The sequence below is a fragment of the Cryobacterium sp. TMT1-3 genome (assembly GCF_004402315.1).
In the GTDB taxonomy this organism is placed as follows: domain Bacteria; phylum Actinomycetota; class Actinomycetes; order Actinomycetales; family Microbacteriaceae; genus Cryobacterium; species Cryobacterium luteum.
In genome coordinates, this window is record NZ_SOFW01000040.1 from 269,450 (window position 1) to 291,604 (window position 22,155).

Genomic DNA, 22,155 nt, shown 5'->3' on the forward strand with positions numbered 1-22,155 from the left:
GCCGGAGGCTGACACACTGGAACCATGATGACCTCACTGGATGCCACGGTCCCGCCCCTGGAAGAGCTTCTCGGTTCCGCGCACGTTGTCTCCCTGAAACTGTTCGACCGGTTTCGCGGGTTGGACAATCGTGAAGCGCTGCTGTTGGAGGGGCCCGAAGGGTGGACCGAGTTCTCGCCGTTCGGTGAATACGACGATGCCGAGGCCGCGAACTGGCTCCGGGCCGCCATCGACTTCGGTTGGCAACCCACTCCGCACGCACTGCGCACAAGCATTGCGGTCAACGCCACCGTGCCGGCCGTTCCCGCGCACAAGGTCGCTGAGGTGCTCGCTCGTTTTCCCGGCTGCCGAACCGCCAAGGTGAAGGTGGCCAGCCCCGATCAGACCCTCGCCGACGACGTGGCCCGCGTGGCCGAGGTGCGCCGCGTACTCGGCCCTGAGGGACGCATCCGCATCGATGCGAACGGCCTGTGGAACGTCGACGAAGCCGAACACGCCATTCACGCGTTGAGCGCCTTCGACCTCGAGTATGTCGAGCAGCCCTGCATGACCGTGCCCGAACTCGCCGAGATTCGCCACCGCACCGCCTACCTGAGCGTGCCGATCGCCGCCGACGAGAGCGTGCGCAAGAGCGGCGACCCGCTCGCCGTCGCCAGAGCCGGTGCTGCCGACATCCTGGTGATCAAGGCTCAGCCGCTCGGCGGCATCCGCGCCGCATTGTCCATCATCGGCCAGACCGGGCTGCCGGTCGTGGTTTCCAGCGCCCTCGACACCTCGGTCGGGCTGTCCATGGGCGCCCACCTCGCGGCATCCGTTCCCGGACTGTATTTCGACTGCGGCCTCGGCACTGCCTCGCTGCTCGCCGACGACGTGACCCGTGAACCGCTGCTTCCGGTCAACGGGGCTGTCCCTGTGCGCCGGGTCGTTCCCGATGCGGCACTGCTGACGCAGCACGCCGCCAGCCCGGAACGCCGCGACTGGTGGCTCGCGCGCCTAGCTCGAACCCACGCGCTCGTCGCCGGTGCCTAGCGCAAGTTCATACCGCGAAAGCGGGAAAATTGTTGCTTCAACCCGGTCGAAACAACGCTATTCCCGCTCTCGCGCGGGTTACAGTCCGGAGTAGGCGTGCAGTCCCTTGAAGAACACGTTGACGATGCCGAAGTTGAACATGACGGCGGAGAATCCGATGATTGCGAGCCAGGCTGAGCGTGATCCGCGCCAGCCGCGGGTCGCGCGGGCGTGAATGTAGCCGGCGTAGATGACCCAGATGATGAAGGTCCACACCTCTTTGGTGTCCCAGCCCCAGTAACGACCCCAGGCCTGTTCGGCCCAGATTGAGCCGGCCATGAGGGTGAAGGTCCACAAAATGAAGCCGATGATGTTGATGCGGTAGGCCAGGTTCTCCAGCGTCGCTGAAGACGGCAGCGTGGCCAGGAAGCGCAAGCGAAGAGCGGATGAGACGGCTCCGCGCGGCGCGGCCGTTCCCTCGAGTACGTGGTTCTCCCGCCTGAACTGCAGCAGCTGCACGGTCGACAGCGCGAAGCCGAGCGCGAACATTCCGGTGGCCAGGGACGCTACGAAGACGTGGATGACCAGCCAGGCCGACTGCAGCGCCGGCGGCAACGGGGCCACTTCCACGTAGAACTGCAGGGCGGCCACCCCGAGCAGCACGAGCACGAGGCCGGTGACGAAGGTGCCGAGAAAGCGCAGGTCTGACCGGATCAGCACGATCAGGAACACCGTCATGATGAGCAGGGTGCCCGTCATGGCGAACTCGTACATGTTCGCCCACGGCACCCGGTCGGCTGCGAAGCCGCGCATGATGGTGGCCGCGAGGTGCAGCGCCCAGGCCAGCACGGTCAGGGCGACTCCCACGCGCAAGCTCGATGACCGCCCATAAGGCAGGGCAGCATCGTTGTCCATGCGGGCGCTGATGCGGCGCAGCACGGGCTGTTTCAGGGCCGGTCGCGCGAGGGTACGGGTGCTGCCAGCGGATGCGGCGGCGCCGGACGCGGGTGCGGCATCCACTTCGACCAGGTCGGCCGCCTCGATGGCGTCGACGGCGCTCGAGCGACGGGCGAGGTCAACGGCGAAAGCGATGAACGCGAGGGCGTAGACGGCCATCGCCGAGTACAGCGCGTAGAGCGAGTACGAGTTGAGCAGTGCGGGATCAGTCAGATTCACGATGTAAGCCTAGGTCATCTCTTCGGGGCGATTCGGGGGTGGCGACGACGGGTTGGTGGGTCTTCAACAGTTTGAGGTGACGGTCGGCCATGGCGGTGACGGCGGCTTCGAGGGCCGGGTCGTCACCACGGGCGAGGCCGGCGTATTCGAGGTGCACGCTGCCGTCGGGGCGGGTGCTGGCTTTCACCCAGACCCGGCGACGCGGCACGAGTAGTCCGGTGAACAGGCCGAACAGAACGAGCGCGGAGAACGAGATCAGCCAGACCTGGGTGGGGTCGTGGTGAATGTCGAAGCTCGCGAAGCGCGAAACTGACTGGGAGAAATCGCCGGCGGCGGAGGCGGCCGGGTCGTTGTCGACGAAGCTGACGGTGCCGAGCCCGTTCGGCAGCTCGGCCGATGCGCCCGGCTTGAGCTCGATCGAGTCGACGCCGGTGGCGCCGCCGGTCTGCTGCGTCAGGGTGTCGGTGGTGAGGGCATACACGGAGGTCGGTACACCGTCATCGAGTCCGAGATCACCGGTGTAGACGTTGAGGGTGAGCAACGGGTATTCCAGATCGGGATAGCTGGAGAAATTGGCGCCGGAGGCCATTTTGTCCTGGGTCGGGTAGAAGAAGCCGATCATGCCGAGCTGCTCGGCCAGGCCGTCGGGAACTTTCACGATGCCCAGTGAGGTCAAGTTGGCGTCCTGCGGCAAGAACGGCACCGAGTCGGAGAACACGACGGTGCCGTCGGGGGCGGTGACCGTGATGGTCGGCGCGTACCCGTTGCCGAGCAGGTAGATGTTGGTGCCGTTCGTGCGCAGCGGTGCGTTCACCTTGACGACGCCGGGGTCGGCGGCGCCACCCTTGGGGGTGACGGTCACGTCGGCGGTGAAGTCGATCGGCTGCCCGTAGGCCTGTAGGTTTTGCTGTTCGTAGGAGACAGCGAAGTCGTCCAGGTTCAGGGTGTACGGGTCGAGGGTGGCGTCGTCGAAGAACCGCCCGGGATTGAAGGAGTCGTAGGCGAGCAGGGTGTTGACAAAGGTCTGGCCCTCGACCAACACGCGTTGGCCGCTGAAGCCGTAACCGCCGCCGAAGCCGACGGTGATCAGAACGCCCACGAGAGCGGCGTGAAAGAGCAGGTTGCCGGTCTCGCGCAGGTAGCCGCGCTCCGCTGAAACGGATGACTCGCTCGCTGCGTCAAAGCGGGCGACGCGGTAGCCGCTGGATTTCAGCAGGGTGCGGGCGTGCGTGATGGCGGTGGCGGCATCCGTGTGGGCCGGTGCGTCGCGAGTGGTGAAACCCGACAGGCGGGCGAGGCGTGCCGGGGTGGTCGGCGGTTTGGCGCGCAGGGCCTGGAAGTGGTGCTTGGTGCGCGGAATGACGCAGCCGATGAGTGAGATGAACAGCAGCAGGTAGATCGCCGAGAACCAGGCCGAGCTGTACACGTCGAAGGCCTGCACCGTGTCGAGCACCGGTGCCAGGTCGGGGTGGTCGATAAAATACTGGGTGACGCCGTTCGGGTCCGACGTGCGTTGCGGCACGAGCGATCCGGGTATGGCGGCGATGGCGAGCATCAGCAGCAGGAACAGGGCGGTGCGCATGCTCGTGAGCTGACGCCAGAACCAGCGCAACCAGCCCGTGATGCCGAGCTTGGGCTGCACGACGCCGGCCTGCGGCGTTTGCGGGCGGGAATCGATGTGGTCAGATGGCCGGGACAAAGCTGCCAATCACCCCTTGCAGGTCGAGGAGCCAGGTGTTCCAGATGCCGCTCACCATGAGTACTCCGATGACGACGAGCAAAACCCCGCCGAACAGGTTGATGGCACGTATATGCCGTTTCAGGAATGCGATGGACCCAGTGGCCCAGTTGAGGCCGAGCGCGATCAGCAGAAACGGGATTCCGAGGCCGAGGGAGTAGAACAGCGCGAGCAGTCCGCCCTGCCAGGGCGAACCGGTGCCGAGGCTGAGCGAGTTAATGGCGGTGAGGGTCGGGCCGGTGCAGGGGGTCCAGCCCACCGCGAACACCGCGCCGAGCACGGGAGCGCCGGCCAGGCCCATTTTCGGACGCCAGTTGGTTTTGATCGTGCGCTGCATCGCGCCGAACTGGCCGACGAAGACCAGGCCCAGCAGAATGACAACGATGCCGGCGAGCCGCGTGATCAGGTCGCGATAGGAGTTGAGCCAGAATCCGGCGGCACCGAACACCACGCCGGTGAGTACGAACACCACGGTGAAGCCGAGCACGAACAGGCCGACCCCGGCGAGGAGCCGGGTGCGACCGTGCCGATCCCGCTTCGAGGCGCCGGTGCGTCCGTCGGTGAAGCCGCCGATATAAGCGAGGTAGCCGGGTACGAGCGGCAGGATGCACGGGGAGGCGAAGGACACCAGGCCGGCGAGCAGGGCGATGGGGATAGCGAAGAGCAGCTGACCGCTGAAGACGATCTCTCCGAAGGGATTGTTCACTCGGTGCTGCTGGTCTCGGTGGGGCTCTCCGCGATCGTGTCGCGAATCAGGGTTTCCAAAATGGACGGCGAGGTGAGCTGGCCGAGGATGCGCGCCGCGACCCGGCCTTCGGCGTCGAGCACGAGGGTGGTCGGCACAGCGTTGGGCGGAATGCTGCCGCTGAAGGCGAGCTGCATGGCGCCGGTGTCCACGTCGAGCACCGAGGGGTAGGTAACGCTGTAGGTCTCGTTGAAGGCGAGGGCGTTCGGGGCCTGGTCACGCACGTTCACTCCGAGAAAGCTCGCGCCCTCGTTCTCGAACTGCGCGTTGATGCTCTGCAGATCGGATGCCTCGGCACGGCACGGCGCGCAGCTCGCGTACCAGAAGTTGACGACGAGAACCTCACCGAGCTTGTCTGTGCTCGACACGGTCTCACCCGTCTCTGTCACGCCCGAGAAGTCGATGGGCTCGCCACGATCGGCGAGGGCGATCTCGGTCACACTGCCGTCGCCGGCGATGAACCCCTTGCTCGAGCCTTCCCGGTACTGGTCAGCGAGGGGGTCGGAGGAGCAACCGGTGAGCAGAAAGGCAGCGGCAGCCAGGGCAATCAGTGGAGAGAGACGGCGTTTCATACAGCACCCACATCATTGCTCGGGTCGAGAAGAGCCAGTGCCGGACTGGCATAGGCGGTTTCAGCGAAGTGGTCGCCGTGCCAGGAGACCGTGGTGATGCTCGACAGGTCACAGCGGCGTTTCCGCGGATCGTGGGCGAGGCGTTCGTGGACCAGCGCGCGGTGCACCATCCAGATCGGTAATTGGTGGCTGACCAGCACAACGTCACCCTCATCGACCGAGTTCCAGGCATCGTCGATAGCCGCGAGCATGCGGGTGGAGACGGAGCGGAACGGTTCGCCCCAGCTCGGCCGGAGCGGGTTGATCAGGGCCGGCCAGTTGCGAGGGTCGCGCAGCGCGCCGTCAGGGCCGCGCATCCGCTTGCCTTCAAACGCGTTCGTCGGTTCGATGAGCCGTTCGTCGGTGTCGATCGACAGTGCGAAGGCCGCGGCGATCGGCGCGGCCGATTCCTGCGCGCGTTGCAGCGGCGACGCGATGACGCGCACGACGGCGCGGCCGCGTTCGACCAGTTCCTCGGCGGCGGTGGCCGCCATGAGCACGCCCCGCTCAGAGAGCCGATAGTTCGGCAGCCGTCCGTAGAGCACGCGATCGGGGTTCAAAACCTCACCGTGACGCACGAGATGCACTTGACTGGCTACCACCCGACCAGTCTACGGAGGGGCCAGCCTAGAATCCGCCGTGAGAGCGGCCCGCGACAGCTCCGGCTAAACTCGAATAGTGACTTCGCGCGTATTGATCAAGAACCTGTCCGCTCTCGATGACGGCACCGTTTCGGTGTCGGGTTGGGTCGACACGGTGCGCGACCAGAAAAAGGTGCAATTCGTCGTGCTTCGCGACGAATCCGGTGCCGTGCAGCTGGTCAATCCCCGCAGCACGGATGCCGACGGCCAGGTTGTCGCCGACGAGCCGGCCACGAGCATCTCGGGCCTCGCCCAGGGCACCTTCGTGACCGTCACCGGGCAGCTCAAACACGACGAGCGAGTGAAGCTCGGCGGCATCGAAATTAAGCTCGCCACCCTCGAGGTGGTGTCCGCTGCCATTCCCGAGACGCCGATCGCGGCCGACTCGAGCCTCGACAAGCGGATGGACTGGCGCTTCCTCGACCTGCGCAACCCGAAGCAGAACCTCATCTTCCGCATCCAGACCACGTTCGAGCACGCGCTGCGCACGTACTGGATCGAGCACGACTTCATCGAGCTGCACACCCCCAAGCTCATGGCCAGTGCGAGCGAGTCGCGCGCCGAACTGTTCGAGGTGGGCTATTTCGACACCAAGGCGTACCTCGCGCAGAGCCCACAGTTCTTCAAGCAGATGGCCCAGTCGGCCGGTTTCGGCAAGATCTTCGAGGTGGGCCCGGCGTTCCGCGCCGACCCCTCGTTCACGAGCCGCCACGCCACCGAGTTCACCAGTATTGACTCGGAGATCAGCTGGATCGACAGCCATGACGACGTCATGGCGCTGCACGAAGATCTCATGGTCGCCGGCTTCACCGCGGTCAAAGCGAAGCACGGCGACGAGGTCAAGGCCCTGTTCGACGTTGAGGTGACCGTTCCGAGCACGCCGTTCCCGCGCATCCCGCTCGCCGAAGCCAAGGAGATCGTGAAGAGCCGCGGCTACGAGGTTCCCCGCGACGACGACGACATGGACCCGGAGGGCGAGCGTCAGATCGCCGCCTACGTGGCCGAGAAGTATGGGCACGAATTCGTGTTCCTCACCGACTACGCCTCGAGCATCCGCCCGTTTTACCACATGCGTCACGAGGGCGACGCGTCGATCACCAAGAGCTACGACCTCATCTTCAACGGCACCGAGATCTCCACCGGCGCCCAGCGCGAGCACCGCATCGAGGTGCTCGAAGCCCAGGCGATCGAAAAGGGTCTCGACCCGAAGGAGATCGGGGGCTACCTCGACTTCTTCCGCTACGGCGTACCCAGCCACGGCGGTTTCGGCATGGGCCTCGCCCGCGTGCTGATGCTCATGCTGCACCAGGCCTCGATTCGGGAGGTCACCTACCTCTTCCGCGGCCCCACGCGCCTCGAGCCTTAAGCCTTTAGGGCAAACTTCAGGGCTCACCGAGCCGTGAGTTTTGGCTTGTTTTTCGCCGGCAAACTCACGGCTTGCGGCGATCTGGCTCGGCAGCTGCACTTTTCGTTGCGGGGACGAGCACCACCACGGCCGTCTCCATTGACCGGCGACGCGCAAAGTTATCGAGTTCTTTGTCGAGGGTGCGCCAACGGTCCCACAGCCGATCGCGCTCGGCGCCGGTCGCAGCGTGCGCGACCACCCGACGGGGACCGTGAGCGAGTTGAACGTCGGCCTCCGGGTGAGCCTGCAGGTTGAGCCACCAGGCTGGTTCCCCCTCACCCCACCCGTTCATCGCCATGGTCACCAGGTTCGGCCCATCGTCGAGGTAGCCGACGATTACCGGTCGCTCCTGACCGCTGCGGCGCCCGATCGTGGTGAGGCGCAGTGTGCCCCACTTGTCGACTCGGGCGGGCCAGAGGCCGCGGCGTCCCCCTGTTGCTCGGTACAGGCCACGGTGAACCTTCCACGCCAGCTTGATGAACCATCGCGGAGGCAGCGGCGCCTTGCGCTCTGCGGTCATGATGACTCTTCCTGAGCGGATACCGCACCGACGGCTTCACAGTCGGGCGCTGGCACCATCGCGACCGTTTGAGGCGAGCGGCATCGGCGAAGACGTCGAGTGTCGGGTCGAGCGCCCATGGTCATTGTCTCCCTCAGCCGGAATCACCTGTACGGCGTCGCTCGGCAGGATCCGTCCCGCCGATTGCGACCCTACCGGCGAATCGCGCCTCGGGACAGTGGCTAAAGCCGTTTTTGCGACTATGTGCGAACACGGCGCGCCAACCACGGGCAGATCCCGCGAATGGCAGTAGGTAGGGGCGCTGAAAACGAAGGATGACTCCGGCTTCGCGGCTCGCAGCTGGAGTCCATAGGCGCCGCCCCGGGTGATCGACAGCGACAACACACTCCTGGCCATCGCCGGCGGCGGCGTCACGACCGGAGGTACGGCATCCGCTGCCCTGATCGTGCTGGGCTTTGGCGCGCTCCTGCTGCTCGTGCGCCGTCTCCCCCGCCTCCGTTAGTTCGCCGAAGCTCGCCGACCCGTGAGTCTCGACCCGTTTTTCGCGAGAATTGAGCTGAAACTCACGGCTCGGTGGCGCTGTCAGACCTTGAGGTCGACGGCGAGACGGTCGGCGACAACGGTGCGAATGAACGCGCCGACCTTCTTGTGCTCTGGGTGCTTCTGGTAGCGATCGAGCGCGTCGAGGTCGTCGAAATCGGCGATCAGCGCGACGTCCCAGTTGTCATCACCGGCAACATCCGGTCCCACGGTCAACGCACGAATTTCGGGAACGACGCCCACAAGAGCCTCGAGGCCGGCCACGATGCCCGCAGCGTCGTCAGCCTTTCTGCGCGGGGTGAGAGCGTTCAGTTTCCAGCAGACGATGTGGCGAATGGTCATGAGACCTCCAGTAGAGCACTGCGCAGGCGCACGGGGTCGATGCGCCAGTAATTATGCACCTTGCCGTTGATGAGGAGCACCGGAATGTCCTCAAGATAGCGTTCGTGCAGTTCGGCGTCATCGAGGATGGAACGTTCCTCGAAAGTGATCGTGGGTGCTGCCGCGACGCCTTCGAGCTTGGCGACGACACTGCCGACGAGGTCACGTGCGTCGTCGCAGAGGTGACAACCGGGCTTGCCGATCAGGGTCAGGTGTGCGGTGGCCATTGTTCCAGCCTACGACGTTCGGTGCCGGTGCCCGGTCGCCGGAAAGCAAAAAGCGCCAGTCCCGAAGGGCTAGCGCTTTGCTTATAGAACGATCTACTTCTTATTGCGACGCTGGTGGCGAGTCTTGCGAAGCAGCTTGCGGTGCTTCTTCTTCGCCATACGCTTGCGTCGCTTCTTAATTACAGAACCCACACGGACCTCACAAGTATTGGTTTAGTCGCGGGGCCCGCGACTGACACGAAAACACCATTCTACCGGACAAAACCGGCTCCAACTACTCAGCCGCCGGATCGGGGCTGATCTAGCCGTTTCTGCGCCACTTTTTGGCGGTGGCATCTTTGACGACATGCGACATTTGTGAGGCGTCGGCGAAGGCCTTGCCGATGGCGGAGGCGAACGCACGCTGCTCGTCTTTCAAACCGGCGTCGGTCTCCGGCTCGGCGCCCTTGACGGCCTGATCGAAGTCGACGCTGAGGAAGGGAATCAACCAATCCTCAATCTCTTCGAGCGGAGCATATTCGAGTCGGTAGAAGCGGTGCTGGCCGTCTTCGCGCACGGTGACCAGGCCGGCTTCGCGCAGCACCTTGAGGTGCTTCGAGACGGTGGGCTGGCTCAGTCCGAGATGGCCGACAATGTCGGACACGCTCAGTTCGCCGCGGGTTTCACCGGAGGGTATGTAACGCTCTAAAAGGATGCGCAAGATGTCCCGTCGCGCCGAGTCCGCCACCACGGTGAAGATGTCTGCCATACCTCAGGGTAGTCATTACTGCTGGTTAATCACCACCGCCGGGTAGTACCATGTCAAACTGGCAATGGTCGCAGGTCAATCGGGGGTTCCAGGTGTTGTCTCGAAGTGGAACCGAGTATTTTTTTCCGCGCCCGGTCTCCCTTTTGGTGCGGGTTCGGGATGGCGTGGATTCGCTCGCCCACAAGTCGCCATCGCGGTTCGCGATCCTGGTGTTCTCCGCGCTCATCATGGTATTCACCGTGTTGTTCTCCCTGCCAATCGCCTCGGCGGATCGTGCGATCACGCCGCTGCACGATGCCGTGTTCACCGCCGTCTCGGTCATCTGTGTCACCGGCCTGGCCACGGTTGACATGGCCACCCACTGGTCGCCGTTCGGCAACATTCTGGTATTCGTCGGCGTCAATATCGGCGGCATCGGCGTGCTCACCCTCGCGTCGCTGATGGGACTCGTCATCTCACGCCGACTCGGGTTGCGCGCCAAACTTATGGCGGCGAGCGACTCCAATCCCTCGCGCATTCACGCCGGGCCGGTCAATGAGGGCCAGACCGTTCGGCTTGGCGAGGTCGGCAGCCTGTTGCTCACCGTCGCGATCAGCGCCATCGTCATCGAGATCGCGGTCGCAGGGCTGCTCTTTCCTCGTATGCTGCAGGCCGGCGTGCCTCTCGGTGAAGCCTTCTGGCACAGCTTCTACTACGCCGCAATGGCCTTCACCAATACCGGGTTCAACCCGAACATCGGTGGCCTCGCACCGTTCGCGGACGACTACTGGTTTCTCGGCGCTCTCATGATCGGCGTGTTTCTCGGCAGCCTCGGCTTTCCGGTGATCTACGCCTTCGCGCGTGGCTGGCGCCGCCCGCGTCGGTGGTCGGTGCACGTGAAACTCACCCTCGTGACGACGGTGGCCCTGATGGTCTTCGGCATGGTCTTGTACATCGTCCTCGAGTTCGATAATCCGAACACGTTCGGGTCGCTCAATGCCGGCGATACCATCTTTCAATCGTTATTCATGTCGGTGATGACCCGGTCGGGCGGCTTCGCCACGATCGAGATCAGCGATCTGAACGGATCGAGTTTGCTGCTCAGCGACATGCTCATGTTCATCGGAGGAGGGTCAGCGTCGACCGCGGGCGGTATCAAGGTCACAACCCTGGCCATCCTCTTTCTCGCCGCCTTCGCTGAAGCCCGCGGCAAGCAGGAGATGGAGGCCTTCGGTCGCCGCATTCCCAGCGATATTCTGCGCCTGTCGGTCAGCGTCGTACTGTGGGGGGCCACCACCGTGGCCGTTGCGAGCATCCTCATTCTGCACATCTCGAAACAACCGTTCGACCTGGTGCTGTTCGACGTGATCAGCGCGTTCGCGACCTGTGGGTTGTCGACCGGGCTTACCGGCGATCTACCGCCGGAAGGTGTCTATGTCATGGCGGCGACCATGTTCATGGGCCGCGTTGGTACAGTGACTCTCGCGGCAGCACTGGCCGCGAGTCATAGCAGGCAATTGTTCAAACGCCCGGAAGAGAGACCCATCGTTGGTTGACCGCATCAAACACGACGCCCCCGTGCTCGTCATCGGACTTGGACGCTTCGGCGCGGCCACCGCCGGTCAGCTCGACCGGCTGGGCCGCGAGGTACTCGTCGTCGACACCAGCGAGGCGCTCGTCTCGAAGTGGTCGGAGCGGGTGACCCACGCCGTTCAGGCGGATGCCCGCTCGCTCGAGGCTCTGCAACAGATCGGCGCTCAGGACTTCTCCATCGCCGTCTGCGCGACCGGTTCCTCGGTCGAAGCCAGCGTGCTGATCGTCGCCAATCTGGTGGACCTGAAGATTCAGCAGATCTGGGCCAAGGCGATCTCCAAGTCTCATGGCAAGATTCTCGAACGTATCGGCGCCAACCACGTCATCTACCCCGAGGCGGAAGCCGGCGAGCGCGTCGCCCACCTGGTGTCAGGCCGCATGCTCGACTTTATCGAGTTCGACGATGACTTCGCCCTAGTGAAGATGTACCCACCCAAGGCGATTCGCGGACTCAACCTCGTCGATTCTGCGGTGCGCCGCAAGTACAACGTCACCGTCGTCGGCGTCAAGAGCCCCGGACAGCCGTTCACCTACGCGACCGCGGAGACCGTCGTTTCCAACCACGACCTCATCATCGTGTCGGGCGCCGAGGCCGATATCGAACGGTTCGCAGCTCTCGGTTCGTAACGCTCCCCCCTATTCGGGGGATTCGACCGGCTATTCTCCTACTACGGACATTTCTCAGGCAGTTCACCCGTGGCTGCGCGCTGACGAGGTGTGCGTGGACGGAAAGGCTCTCCCATGTCACCCGACGTGCCCGCTCTCACCAATACGACGGCCGACATCGTCGCCGCAGTTCAGACCGACACGACGGGCGAGGTGACCATTGACGGCTCCAGGCACCGCGTCACCGGCACCGATGAAGCCGGCGTTCGCGAGGAGATCATCGGCCTCGTGGTCGAAACCGCTCGCAATCGCGGGCAATCCGTTCTGTTGCAGGTCAGTGACGAGCAGGGCGAATGGCCGCTGACCGTGCACCCCAACGGACGAGTCGAGTCGGCCGGTCCGGTCGTGCTCCCGAGCCGGCCGACGGCGGGCGTCCTTCCACCCCCGGTTGTGCCGCCGACCCACGCACCGACACCGGCGGCCACGTTGGTGCAGCCTCCCGTCGCTGCGCCGACAAGTGCCCTGTTCGAATCGTTGCTCACTCCCCCAGCGGATGCTGCGCCCACGTTCGCCGCTCCTGTCGCGCCCAACCTGGCCGACTTTCTCAGCTCGCGGCCACCGGCACCCGCCGGACCCGCCGAGCAGGGCTGGCAGGGCGTGCTCCGACGCCTCAGCGGCGGGCTGGTCTCACCAACGCCGAGTTCCGCTGAACGCGCACAGCGCACCGCCATCGCGGCCGTGCAGCGCAGCCTGAACGGCCCACGCACGATCGTGGTGCTCAATCCCAAGGGTGGAGCGCACAAGACGACGGCGACTCTGCTCATCGCGGCCACGTTCGGCATCTACCGCGGCGGATACACCCTCGCCTGGGACAACAACGAGACCATGGGCACCCTGGGTGTGCGCGCCCAGGCCGCCCGGCACACCAATACGGCCGTGGACCTGCTGCGCGACCTCGACCGATTCGGCGATGCCCGTTCCCGGGTGGGCGACCTCGACAACTATGTGCGTTCGCAGGGCGATGCCCAGTTCGACGCGCTCGCCTCCGACCTCGATCCGGCGGGTGCCGCGAGCATCGACGACGACGCTTTTCGCAAACTCCACACGACGCTGAGCCGCTTCTACCGGGTGCTCGTCATCGACACCGGCAACAACATGCGGGCCAGCAATTGGGAAGCGGCCGTCGATACCGCCGACCAGCTGGTGATCGTGTCGACCATCCGCGAAGACACCGGCTACGGTGCGGCATCACTGATCGACGGTCTGCGGCAAAAGGGTCACGCCGACAAGGTCGCCCAAGCGGTGACCGTGCTCGCGTCGCCGTCGAAAACCGCCGACGAACAGCTCTCCAAGCGTCTGCACGACCACTTTCGCCAGCTCACCCGCACGGTCGTCGACGTTCCCTACGACGCTTCACTGGTCGGTGGCGGCCCGCTCAATATCGACGCCCTGGCGCCGCGCACCCGCGCCGCGTGGCTGCAGGCGACGGCCGCTATCGCCGAAGGGCTGTAGCGCGCGCAGCGTTCTGGGCCCGTTCTAGGAGGCGGCGAGTTCCCTGGCGCGCGCGAGGGCGGCATCCGTTGCGGTGTCGAACAGCTCCTTCAGACCGCCCTTTTCCAGTTCCCCCACGGCCCGCTCTGTCGTGCCGGCCGGGCTGGTGACCTGACGGCGCAGTTCGCTCGGCGACTTGTCGGACACAGCCAGGAGCGCGCTCGCGCCGAGGAAGGTGCCGTTGACCATGACCGCGGCCTCTTCGGGGGTGAAGCCCTTACTGATAGCCGTTTCGGTGAGCTGTTCGATGAGGTAGAACACGTAGGCCGGGCCGGAGCCGGAGATGGTACTGAGGGCGTCGAGCTTGCTCTCCGGAACGACCAGTACGTCGCCGACGGTGGCGAACAGGGCGCTAGCGAGCGTGAGGTCCGCCTCGCTCGACCGGGTGCCGGCGCTGATGCCGGTGACGGCCATGCCCACGATGGCCGGAGTGTTGGGCATGGTGCGAATGACGTGCACCGAGTCGGGCAGCAGGGACTCGAAGGTATCGATCGTAACTCCGGCCGCGACGCTCAACACGAGCGTACCGGGCGCGAGGGAGGCGCCGATTTCGGCGAGCAGATCAGCGACCATGTAGGGCTTGACCGCGATGATGACGATCTGGGCGCCATCGACGGCTTTGACGTTGGCGAAGGCGTCGACCTCGGTGGCGTAGGCGGTGACGCCCTCGGTGCCGGCCAGCTCAGCGGCCTTCGCCGCGGTGCGATTGGTGACACGAATGCCGCCGTTCACGGTCACGCCGGGCTTCTGCAGACCGGCCAGAATGGCGCGGGCCATGGAGCCGGCGCCGAGGAAGGCGATCGTGGGCAGAGTCACATTCTGGGGAGAAGTCATTAGACCAGTCTACTTTTCTGCGCCGCGGGTGCCCGAAACGGTGCGCCGGAGGCGTGCGTCGGTGATCCTGCGTGCAGTTCTAAGATGATTTTATGAGCGCATCGGGTGGGAACAAGGCAATCGTCGCGGCATTCACGGCCAATCTGGGCATCGCCGTCACCAAGTTCGTAGCCTGGGCCTTTTCCGGTTCCTCCTCCATGCTCGCCGAGGGGGTGCACTCGGTAGCGGATGCCGGCAATCAGCTGCTCCTGCTGCTGGGCGGTCGCAAGTCAAAGAAGCGGGCCGACCTGGAGCATCCGTTCGGCTATGGGCGGGAACGTTACGTCTACGCCTTCGTGGTGTCGATCATCTTGTTCTCGATCGGCGGTGTCTTCTCGCTCTATGAGGGCTTCGATAAGCTGCAGCACCCGCATCCGTTAGAGAATGCCTGGCTGCCGATTCTGGTGCTCGCTATCGCCATGGTGCTCGAAAGCTTCTCTCTGCGCACCGCGATCAAGGAATCGAATCATGTGCGCGGTAACGAGTCCTGGGTGCAGTTCATCCGCCACGCCAAGGCGCCCGAGTTGCCGGTCGTGCTGCTCGAAGACGTCGCGGCCCTCACCGGCCTCGCCTTCGCTTTCGTGGGTGTCGGCCTGACCGTCATCACCGGTGAGCCGATCTGGGACGCCATCGGAACGCTCTTCATTGGCGCACTGCTCGTGCTCGTCGCGATCATTCTCGGCATCGAGACCAAGAGTCTGCTGGTGGGCGAGGGTGCCAGCAAGAAGGACCTCGACGCGATCAAAGCGGCTATTCTCGACGGCCCGGAGACCAAACGCATCATTCATCTCAAGACGCTCTACCTGGGCCCGGATGAAATTCTGGTCGGCGCCAAGCTCGCCTTCGACGGCGAGCACCGCTTTGCCGACATCGCCGCCGACATCGATGCCGTCGAAAGCCGCATTCGCACCGCGGTGCCGCTCGCGCGCACGATCTATCTCGAGCCCGATATCTTCTTCGACCCGAACCTGGCCAATCCGCCAACCGACACCTTCGTGATCAAAGGACTCGAATAGGAGTCAGCGCCGCGCGGGATCCTCGAAGAACGCGCGCAGGATCGCCCCGCACTCGGTCTCGTTGACCCCGGCGAACACCTCGACGCGGTGGTTGAGTCGGCGGTCTCGCAGCACGTCGTAAACGCTTCCGGCCGCTCCGGCTTTCTCATCCCAGGCGCCGAACACGACGGTGGGCAGCCGTGCGGCGAGAATGGCACCGGCGCACATGACGCAGGGCTCGAGCGTCACGATCAGGGTGGCGCCGGTCAGGTGCCAGTCGCCGGTGTGTGCAGCGGCCTGCCGAATGGCGACGACCTCGGCGTGCAGGGTGGGGTCCTGATGCAGTTCCCGCTCGTTCCGGCCTCGGCCGATCACCGTGCCCGCAGCATCGACGATGACGGCGCCGACGGGAACGTCGTCGGAGATCAAGGCCGCGCGCGCCTCGGCCAGGGCGAGCAGCATCCACTCGGTGTGCTGATCTCGAGCGCGCATCTGTCACCTCAAACCGTAGGAGTGCCTCTAGTAGAATTGAGCCTATGCGAGTCCATGTTGCCGACCACCCGCTCATCACGCACAAGCTCACCGTGCTTCGCGATAAGGACACGCCGTCGCCGCTGTTCAGATCGCTCGTCGAAGAGCTCATGACGTTGCTCGCCTACGAGGGCACGCGCGGCGTGCGCGTCGAGGCGGTCACCGTACAGACGCCGGTGTCGGCCGCGCAGGGTGTGCGCATCAGCGACCCGAAGCCGCTCGTCGTACCGATTCTGCGCGCCGGCCTCGGCATGCTCGAGGGCATGGTCAAGCTGCTGCCGACCGCCGAGGTCGGATTTCTGGGCATGGCGCGCAACGAAGAGACGCTGCAGCCCACGACCTACGCCGAACGACTGCCCGATGATCTCTCAGATCGGCAGTGCTTCGTGCTCGACCCGATGCTTGCCACCGGCGGTTCGCTCATCGCCGCCATCAACTTTCTGTTCGACCGCGGCGCGGTCGACGTGACGGCCATCTGCATCCTGGCCGCGCCGGAAGGCCTCGCCGCCGTCGAGAAAGCCCTGGCCGGCCGAGAAGTGACCATTGTGCTGGGCGCCGTCGACGAGAAACTCAACGAGCAGGGCTACATCGTGCCCGGCCTCGGCGACGCCGGAGACCGCCTGTACGGGTTGGTCTGACGGCCGGACCCACCCAGCCCGGCCGGGCGCACGCAGGTTCTGCGACCGACGACACGCCAGGCCGGGTTCAGATCAATAATCTTTGACAACAGCCGAATTCAGTACGGAATATTTCACAAAAACGTGATTGTGCTTGGAATCGCCTAAATGGGCGTGGCCGCGCGAACGTGATGCGCGTCATCCGGAGACATACCGCGACATCGAATTGACACACAGCGTCACATTCCGCTTTACTCGCAGTTATGACAACCAGCGCACGCCCCCTGACCTCCCTCGAGGCCCCCGGGACTGCCGCCATGCTGATGGCCGGCACTCCCGCCATCCGCTGTTGCCGAATGTGCCGCTAACCGAGACTTTTCTCCGCGTCCCTGCCTGACTTACCTCTGAACGGTCAGGCCGACGCCCCGAGTGCTTGTTTGAAGCACTCGACCTCCGGCCCTGCGGGCCATCCGGAGCTTCTACGACGAACATCGCGCTTTCGCGCTCCCGTCGGGCTCCCTTCGATCAAACAGTCAAGGACCCCCATGTCTCTCGCACACATCCACGCCACCCGCCCTACCCCGTTCAACCGCCCGGATCTCACCCTGGCTCCGCCGGTTGCCGCTCCCCGAATTCGCGCCGTACCGACCGGCACCGAGGCCCGCGGCTTCGTGCTCTACGTCGGCATCGACGAGGCCAAGGCGGCCGCAGCCGGTACAAGCCTGAATCGCATCGTGGAGGCGCTCAAGGCCCTCGCCGCCGACCTCGCCCCCTCGGCCGAAACGTACGCCGCCGTCGCCCTGGCCCCCGAGGGCGCCGGCGGCCGTGACGTGGACGTCGTGCGACTGGCCCTGCAGGACCCGGCCGCTCTGGCTGCGCACCGCACTGAGCCGGAGGAACCGGACCGCGCCCGCAGCGGCGTCGTCGTGGACATCTCCCGCAAGCGCGTCATTCTCGACAACGAGACGGCCGCGCTGACCTACAAGGAGTTCGAGCTGCTGCAGTACCTGGTGCTGCGTGAGGGCCGCACGATCGACCGTGCCGAGATCATTGCCTCCCTGTGGAACTCCGCCGACGATGAAGACACCCCGAACGAACGCACCATCGACGTACACGTTCGTCGTCTGCGCTCCAAGCTCGGCCGATACGAAGACATCGTGCGTACCGTGCGCGGCGTCGGCTACCGCTTCGACCGTCACGCCGACGTCGCGATTCGCCAGTCGACCACGCCGAGCCCCGACCTGTTCTAAACCATTCGTGCCGGTGTGACGCCGGTAGGTGCAGGGCCGCTTAACGTGATTGAGGGCCAGTCGCAGAGGCTACGACTGACCCTCTTCCCTTGCACCAAGAGTGTCCTGCAATCACATTTCACGTCGTCCGCCACAGCAAACGGTTGACGCACCTAAAACATATAACGAATAGGTAACGGGCGCCACCTTTCGTCCAGAAAATCACCTGCGAGTTTCATGCCAAGCACCTGACCGTTTCCCACTCAAGCGGATGCAGCACCCACAGCACGTCCGGTGCCCGCCGGCCTCCCCAAGTCTCTATCCTTGGAGAACGACGTGGTGAACGAGGCGAGGAGCCGCAGGTGGTGGATCGAACGATCGCGGTGGGCGCGTGGGAATCCCTGTTTCGGGCCCAGGTGGCCATCATGCGCAGTCTGGCAGCGAATTTTCCCTCCAAGGAAATCTCACTCAACGAATACGACGTGATGTTCAACCTGTCTCGGCAGCCGGACCGGCGCATCCGCTTGCGTGAACTCAACCAACACGTGCTGCTGACCCAACCGAGCGTGAGCCGCCTCGTGGACCGGCTCGTCTCGCGCGGATACCTGCACAAACACACCGACCCGACCGACGGGCGCGGTGCCATCGTCGAGCTCACGGATGCCGGGCTGGCCTTGTTTCGGCGGGTGGCCGTCGACCACATGGGTTCAATCGCCGCGCGCATCGGCGAAACCCTCAGCGAGACCGAGCTGGAACAGCTGACAGCACTCTGTGACAAGCTGCGCGTTGATTGCCCAGGCGACGGTTCAGCGCCCCCCGAGTGACCCCGGGGATGGGGCGATGGAACGAGGGCCCTACCCCTCGCCCCACCGAGGCAGTCCCTCGCAGGAATGCCTTCCTCACCGGGCGCCCGAACATTGCCCGGTGAGAAACTCAGGCACAAGCACGTATCGGATTGTGCAAATCAGAACGAATGCAAACTAGTGAATTTTACTCACATCTGCCGATGTTAGCCCAGCTTGGGGGTGGAAAGCCTAATCTTGCGCAACCACACAGCATCCCGCCTACGCTGAAGGTATGACTTCTCTCGCCGGTTCCTCCATCCTCGTCGTCGGCGCCACCGGGGGTCTGGGCCGCGAAATCGCACAGATTCTCAGCGCGGAGGGCGCCCTGCTCACCCTGCACGGACGCACCCCCGAGCGCTTGGCAAGTCTGGGTATCGCAGCAGCGCGGGTCACCGGAGATCTGCTTGAGCCGGAGACGGCCGCCCAGCTCGTGGCCGCGTCCCTCAACGCGCACGGGCGCCTCGACGGCGTTGTCAACGCGGCTGGAGTCGTGGCCTTCGGACCGATGGCGGAGGTTTCAGACGACACAATCGACACGCTGATGACCGTGAACGCCACTGCGCCGATGCGTTTACTCCGCGCCGCCTATCCCGCCCTGGCTGAGTCCTCCGGCAGTCACCGTGACCCGTTCTTCCTGACGCTCAGCGGAGTCGTCAGTGAGAGTCCGACGGCGAACATGGCGGCCTATTCGGCCTCGAAGGCCGCACTCGCCGCATTTGCGAAAGCGGCGGGACGTGAACTGCGTCGGGACGGCATCCGCTTTCTCGATGCCCGTCCCGGCCACACCGAAACCGGACTCGCCACACGACCGATCCAGGGTTCCACCCCGCGACTGCCGGCCGGCTTCAGCCCAGCGGATGTGGCCCGTCGCGTTGTCGACGCGATCGTCGCCGGCGAGCGCGACCTGCCGAGCACCGCCTTCACGTCGTAGCACGCGCTACCAGTTGGTGCGCTCGCGCTCCTGAGCGACGACCGCGTCGCGGTCCACGAGACGCCGCAGGCCGGCGAGCGGTTGGGCCATGCGGTGATTGCCGCGGATGCGCGGCTCCACCCGATCGAGGAATGCCCAGTACCCGGCGGTGAACGGGCAGGCCTCCGGCCCCAGCCGGATCTTGGGATTGAACCGGCAGCTCCCGCAGAAATCGGTCATCTTCGAGATGTAAGCACCACCGGACGCATACGGCTTGGTCGCGACGATTCCGCCGTCGGCGTGCTGCGACATGCCAACGACGTTGGCCGGCATGACCCACGGCGTTCCGTCGACGAAGGCATTGATGAACCAATCCGACAGTGCCGACGGCTCGTACCCGCGCTGCAACGACCAATTGCCCAGAATCATCAGCCGCTGAATGTGATGCGCCCACCCGGTGCGAGAGACCTCATCGAGCACGTGGCTCAGGCACCGCGCTTCGACGGCATCACCGTTCAACTCCAGGAAGGCCGGCGGAAGCGGTTCGTGGGCGGCGAGAAAGTTGCTCTCCGCAACGTAGTTCTCGCCGAGGTGCCAATACAGGTGCCAGACCCAATCCCGCCAGCCCATGACCTGGCGCACCACGGCTTCGGTGCTGGCCAGCGGCGCCTGGCCGGAGTGGTAAGCCTCCACGACCGCGTCGATGACTTCCTGCGGATGCAGCAGGCCCAGGTTGAGCGGAACGCTCAGCCGCGAGTGGGCCATCGTGCTGTCCCCGATCAGCGAGGCGTCCTCGAACGGCCCGAAGTCCGACAGCCGCGTCTCGATGAAATCGTGAAGCGCCGCGAGTGCTTCCGCTCGGGTGGCGGCGAACCGGCGCGGGCCATCCGCTCCGATCAAGTGCACTCGCCCCTCGGCGACGAGACGGTCGAGGTCTCGGCGCACCTGCTCGTCGATGTCGTCTTCGACGGGAGCCCACGGATCGGGCAGGCCGAGACCGACGGCATTTTTCGGGGGCGGCTGCCGGTTGTCGTGATCGAAGTTGAAGCGCCCGCCCTCCGGCTCCGGGCCGCGCATGAGGATTCCCGTGCTCGTGCGCACGTGTCGGTAGAACTGCTCCATCACGAGACGTGATGCTGGCCGGCCGTCGGCCCAGTGGGCGAAATCCTGCTCGCTGGTGACGAAGCCCCGACTCGGCAGAACGGATGCCCCGAGTTCGGCTACCAGCGCCCGCGCACCCCACGAGGTGGGATTGACCACCTCGAGATCTCGACCCTTGAGCACATCCCGGTAGTGCTCGGCGTGCAGCAACTCGACGCGATCACCCAGCTCCCGCGCGCGATGGCGGAGGGCGCTCAGAATGAGGTGGGCTTTGGCCCGATGATAAGTGCGTCGCCCCAGCACGGCCGTCGCCTCGACCAGCACGATCGGCCCGCCGTCGTCGTAGTGCGGGCCGAGCTGATCGGCGAAGAGAAAGCGTGAAGGAGGCATGCCACCGAGTCTATGGACGCGGCCTGTGCCCGTCCGGAGGCCGGCAAGAGGGTGGGCATAAAAAAGCCCCGCTCGACGCTAGGTCGAACGGGGCTAAACCTGTGCGCCCGAAGGGATTCGAACCCCCAACCTTCTGATCCGTAGTCAGATGCTCTATCCGTTGAGCTACGAGCGCATGTCAATCCCGCGAACTGTAACGCCCGGAGACAACTTGAAAACTATACCAGCTATCGGAGGCCCTTCGCGCCCCAGCCCTGCTCGATCGCGCCGACGCCGTCAAAATCAACCCCTGTTATCGCTTGCAGTCGGGTGATTTACTAACCAGATGAATGCGACGAGTGGTGCCGAACGAGAATCCTACGACTACTCCGGCCTGCGCGCCGTCTTCATCAACTGCACCCTCAAACGCAGTCCTGAGATCAGCAACACCCAGGGAATCGTTGATCTCAGCGCCCGGATCATGCGGGAACAGGGAGTGCAAGTCGAGCTCATTCGCGCCATCGACCACGACATCGCCACCGGGGTCTACCCCGACATGACCGAACACGGCTGGTCAACGGATGCCTGGCCGTCGCTGTTCACGACGGTGCAGGCCGCCGATATCCTCGTGTTGGCCGGACCGATCTGGCTCGGCGACAACGGCTCGGTGACCAAACGCATCGTGGAACGCCTCTACGCCCACTCGGGTGAATTCAACGACAAGGGCCAATACATCTTCTACGGTAAGGTCGGCGGGGCCATCATCACCGGCAACGAAGACGGCGTGAAGCACTGCACATCAAACCTGCTCTACAGCCTGCAACACATCGGCTATTCGATTCCACCCGCCGCCGATTCCGGCTGGATCGGCGAAATCGGACCGGGCCCGAGTTACCTCGACGAGGGGTCGGGCGGCCCACAGAACGACTTCACCAATCGCAATACGACCTTCATGAGCTGGAATCTCATGCACCTCGCCTCGATCCTGAAGAAGAACGGGGGCATTCCGGCCTTTGGCAACCTGCGCCAGGACTGGGACCGCGGCGAACACTTCGGGTTTGAGCCGAACCCGGAATATCGGTAGCAATCCGGAGCTCGATTCGACAGATCGGGGAACCCAGTGGTACTCCAAACACTTTCGTCCGAGTCTTCCTTCGCGCCGCCCTTGCCCGCGCCGGGCGCACTCGACGTGCGCGTCACCGGCGCCTGGCCACGC

General features: G+C 64.8%; 25 protein-coding genes and 1 tRNA gene. 12 read left to right on the forward strand and 14 right to left on the reverse strand.

What is annotated here, in order from left to right; all coding sequences use genetic code 11:
- The first annotated feature begins 24 nt into the window (after nucleotides 1-24).
- A complete protein-coding gene (locus tag E3O25_RS15810; RefSeq protein WP_241983974.1) occupies nucleotides 25-1,029 on the forward strand; it encodes an o-succinylbenzoate synthase in 1,005 nt (334 codons plus the stop codon).
- Nucleotides 1,030-1,107: 78 nt separating this feature from the next.
- Here E3O25_RS15810 and ccsB read toward each other — a convergent pair whose 3' ends face one another.
- From ccsB to E3O25_RS15835, 5 genes are read right to left on the reverse strand one after another with little or no spacing between them, the layout of a single operon-like run.
- Complete coding sequence (gene ccsB, locus E3O25_RS15815) at nucleotides 1,108-2,124, reverse strand: c-type cytochrome biogenesis protein CcsB (RefSeq protein ID WP_134361696.1); 1,017 nt, start codon at nucleotides 2,122-2,124, stop codon at nucleotides 1,108-1,110.
- Nucleotides 2,125-2,170: 46 nt separating this feature from the next.
- Nucleotides 2,171-3,883, reverse strand: a complete 1,713-nt coding sequence (locus tag E3O25_RS15820; protein ID WP_092106471.1) for a cytochrome c biogenesis protein ResB — start codon at nucleotides 3,881-3,883, stop codon at nucleotides 2,171-2,173.
- A complete protein-coding gene (locus tag E3O25_RS15825) occupies nucleotides 3,867-4,628 on the reverse strand; it encodes a cytochrome c biogenesis CcdA family protein (RefSeq protein WP_134361613.1) in 762 nt (253 codons plus the stop codon). Before E3O25_RS15825 ends, E3O25_RS15820 begins: the two co-directional genes overlap by 17 nt.
- Nucleotides 4,625-5,239, reverse strand: coding sequence for a TlpA disulfide reductase family protein (locus E3O25_RS15830; RefSeq protein ID WP_134361614.1), 615 nt, complete (start codon nucleotides 5,237-5,239; stop codon nucleotides 4,625-4,627). Before E3O25_RS15830 ends, E3O25_RS15825 begins: the two co-directional genes overlap by 4 nt.
- Complete coding sequence (locus tag E3O25_RS15835; protein ID WP_092106477.1) at nucleotides 5,236-5,880, reverse strand: histidine phosphatase family protein; 645 nt, start codon at nucleotides 5,878-5,880, stop codon at nucleotides 5,236-5,238. The genes E3O25_RS15830 and E3O25_RS15835 overlap by 4 nt, the downstream gene beginning before the upstream one ends.
- Before the next feature lie 76 nt (nucleotides 5,881-5,956).
- On the opposite strand from E3O25_RS15835, the gene aspS reads away from it, so the two are divergent.
- A complete protein-coding gene (aspS, locus tag E3O25_RS15840) occupies nucleotides 5,957-7,285 on the forward strand; it encodes an aspartate--tRNA(Asn) ligase (protein ID WP_166787770.1) in 1,329 nt (442 codons plus the stop codon).
- 64 nt (nucleotides 7,286-7,349) lie between these two features.
- Here aspS and E3O25_RS15845 read toward each other — a convergent pair whose 3' ends face one another.
- Entirely contained in the window at nucleotides 7,350-7,844 is a 495-nt protein-coding gene (locus tag E3O25_RS15845) for a nitroreductase/quinone reductase family protein (RefSeq protein WP_092106481.1), read from the reverse strand.
- 364 nt (nucleotides 7,845-8,208) lie between these two features.
- Here E3O25_RS15845 and E3O25_RS17050 point away from each other — a divergent pair, with 364 nt between their 5' ends.
- Entirely contained in the window at nucleotides 8,209-8,346 is a 138-nt protein-coding gene (locus E3O25_RS17050) for a hypothetical protein (RefSeq protein ID WP_166787771.1), read from the forward strand.
- Between the two features lie 80 nt (nucleotides 8,347-8,426).
- Here E3O25_RS17050 and E3O25_RS15850 read toward each other — a convergent pair whose 3' ends face one another.
- From E3O25_RS15850 to E3O25_RS15865, 4 genes are all read right to left on the reverse strand, one after another.
- Nucleotides 8,427-8,726, reverse strand: coding sequence for a Dabb family protein (locus E3O25_RS15850; RefSeq protein ID WP_092106483.1), 300 nt, complete (start codon nucleotides 8,724-8,726; stop codon nucleotides 8,427-8,429).
- Complete coding sequence (locus tag E3O25_RS15855) at nucleotides 8,723-8,992, reverse strand: glutaredoxin family protein (protein WP_092106485.1); 270 nt, start codon at nucleotides 8,990-8,992, stop codon at nucleotides 8,723-8,725. The genes E3O25_RS15850 and E3O25_RS15855 overlap by 4 nt, the downstream gene beginning before the upstream one ends.
- A gap of 93 nt (nucleotides 8,993-9,085) precedes the next feature.
- A complete protein-coding gene (locus E3O25_RS15860) occupies nucleotides 9,086-9,184 on the reverse strand; it encodes a 30S ribosomal protein bS22 (protein ID WP_003792170.1) in 99 nt (32 codons plus the stop codon).
- A gap of 109 nt (nucleotides 9,185-9,293) precedes the next feature.
- Entirely contained in the window at nucleotides 9,294-9,740 is a 447-nt protein-coding gene (locus E3O25_RS15865; RefSeq protein WP_092106487.1) for a helix-turn-helix transcriptional regulator, read from the reverse strand.
- 50 nt (nucleotides 9,741-9,790) lie between these two features.
- On the opposite strand from E3O25_RS15865, the gene E3O25_RS15870 reads away from it, so the two are divergent.
- The 3 genes from E3O25_RS15870 to E3O25_RS15880 all read left to right on the forward strand — a co-directional run bounded on the left by E3O25_RS15870 (nucleotide 9,791) and on the right by E3O25_RS15880 (nucleotide 13,430).
- Entirely contained in the window at nucleotides 9,791-11,275 is a 1,485-nt protein-coding gene (locus tag E3O25_RS15870; RefSeq protein WP_092106489.1) for a TrkH family potassium uptake protein, read from the forward strand.
- Entirely contained in the window at nucleotides 11,268-11,939 is a 672-nt protein-coding gene (locus E3O25_RS15875; RefSeq protein ID WP_092106491.1) for a TrkA family potassium uptake protein, read from the forward strand. The genes E3O25_RS15870 and E3O25_RS15875 overlap by 8 nt, the downstream gene beginning before the upstream one ends.
- A gap of 114 nt (nucleotides 11,940-12,053) precedes the next feature.
- A complete protein-coding gene (locus E3O25_RS15880; protein WP_134361615.1) occupies nucleotides 12,054-13,430 on the forward strand; it encodes a cobalamin biosynthesis protein CobQ in 1,377 nt (458 codons plus the stop codon).
- A gap of 24 nt (nucleotides 13,431-13,454) precedes the next feature.
- Here the strand turns inward: E3O25_RS15880 and proC are convergent, their stop codons facing one another.
- Nucleotides 13,455-14,303, reverse strand: coding sequence for a pyrroline-5-carboxylate reductase (gene proC / locus E3O25_RS15885; RefSeq protein ID WP_092106495.1), 849 nt, complete (start codon nucleotides 14,301-14,303; stop codon nucleotides 13,455-13,457).
- Between the two features lie 92 nt (nucleotides 14,304-14,395).
- On the opposite strand from proC, the gene E3O25_RS15890 reads away from it, so the two are divergent.
- Nucleotides 14,396-15,358 (forward strand): cation diffusion facilitator family transporter, encoded by a 963-nt coding sequence (locus E3O25_RS15890; protein WP_092106497.1) that lies wholly within the window; start codon nucleotides 14,396-14,398, stop codon nucleotides 15,356-15,358.
- Between the two features lie 3 nt (nucleotides 15,359-15,361).
- Here the strand turns inward: E3O25_RS15890 and tadA are convergent, their stop codons facing one another.
- On the reverse strand, nucleotides 15,362-15,829 hold the full coding sequence (gene tadA, locus E3O25_RS15895; protein WP_206750223.1) for a tRNA adenosine(34) deaminase TadA: 468 nt from the start codon (nucleotides 15,827-15,829) through the stop codon (nucleotides 15,362-15,364).
- A 44-nt stretch (nucleotides 15,830-15,873) separates the two neighbouring features.
- On the opposite strand from tadA, the gene upp reads away from it, so the two are divergent.
- The 4 genes from upp (at nucleotide 15,874) to E3O25_RS15915 (ending at nucleotide 19,490) form a co-directional block, all read left to right on the forward strand.
- A complete protein-coding gene (upp, locus tag E3O25_RS15900) occupies nucleotides 15,874-16,506 on the forward strand; it encodes a uracil phosphoribosyltransferase (protein WP_092106501.1) in 633 nt (210 codons plus the stop codon).
- Nucleotides 16,507-17,030: 524 nt separating this feature from the next.
- Nucleotides 17,031-17,735, forward strand: a complete 705-nt coding sequence (locus E3O25_RS15905) for a winged helix-turn-helix domain-containing protein (RefSeq protein ID WP_092106503.1) — start codon at nucleotides 17,031-17,033, stop codon at nucleotides 17,733-17,735.
- 404 nt (nucleotides 17,736-18,139) lie between these two features.
- On the forward strand, nucleotides 18,140-18,538 hold the full coding sequence (locus E3O25_RS15910; protein WP_092106823.1) for a MarR family winged helix-turn-helix transcriptional regulator: 399 nt from the start codon (nucleotides 18,140-18,142) through the stop codon (nucleotides 18,536-18,538).
- A gap of 253 nt (nucleotides 18,539-18,791) precedes the next feature.
- Entirely contained in the window at nucleotides 18,792-19,490 is a 699-nt protein-coding gene (locus tag E3O25_RS15915; protein WP_092106505.1) for an SDR family oxidoreductase, read from the forward strand.
- Between the two features lie 6 nt (nucleotides 19,491-19,496).
- Here E3O25_RS15915 and E3O25_RS15920 read toward each other — a convergent pair whose 3' ends face one another.
- Nucleotides 19,497-20,960 carry a cryptochrome/photolyase family protein gene (locus tag E3O25_RS15920; RefSeq protein WP_092106507.1) on the reverse strand — a complete coding sequence of 488 codons (1,464 nt, stop codon included), beginning with the start codon at nucleotides 20,958-20,960 and terminating at the stop codon, nucleotides 19,497-19,499.
- 102 nt (nucleotides 20,961-21,062) lie between these two features.
- Nucleotides 21,063-21,135, reverse strand: a tRNA-Arg gene (locus E3O25_RS15925).
- Between the two features lie 150 nt (nucleotides 21,136-21,285).
- Between E3O25_RS15925 and E3O25_RS15930 the strand changes: the two genes are divergently transcribed.
- Nucleotides 21,286-22,023 carry a flavodoxin family protein gene (locus E3O25_RS15930; protein WP_092106554.1) on the forward strand — a complete coding sequence of 246 codons (738 nt, stop codon included), beginning with the start codon at nucleotides 21,286-21,288 and terminating at the stop codon, nucleotides 22,021-22,023.
- Nucleotides 22,024-22,155 lie beyond the last annotated feature (132 nt).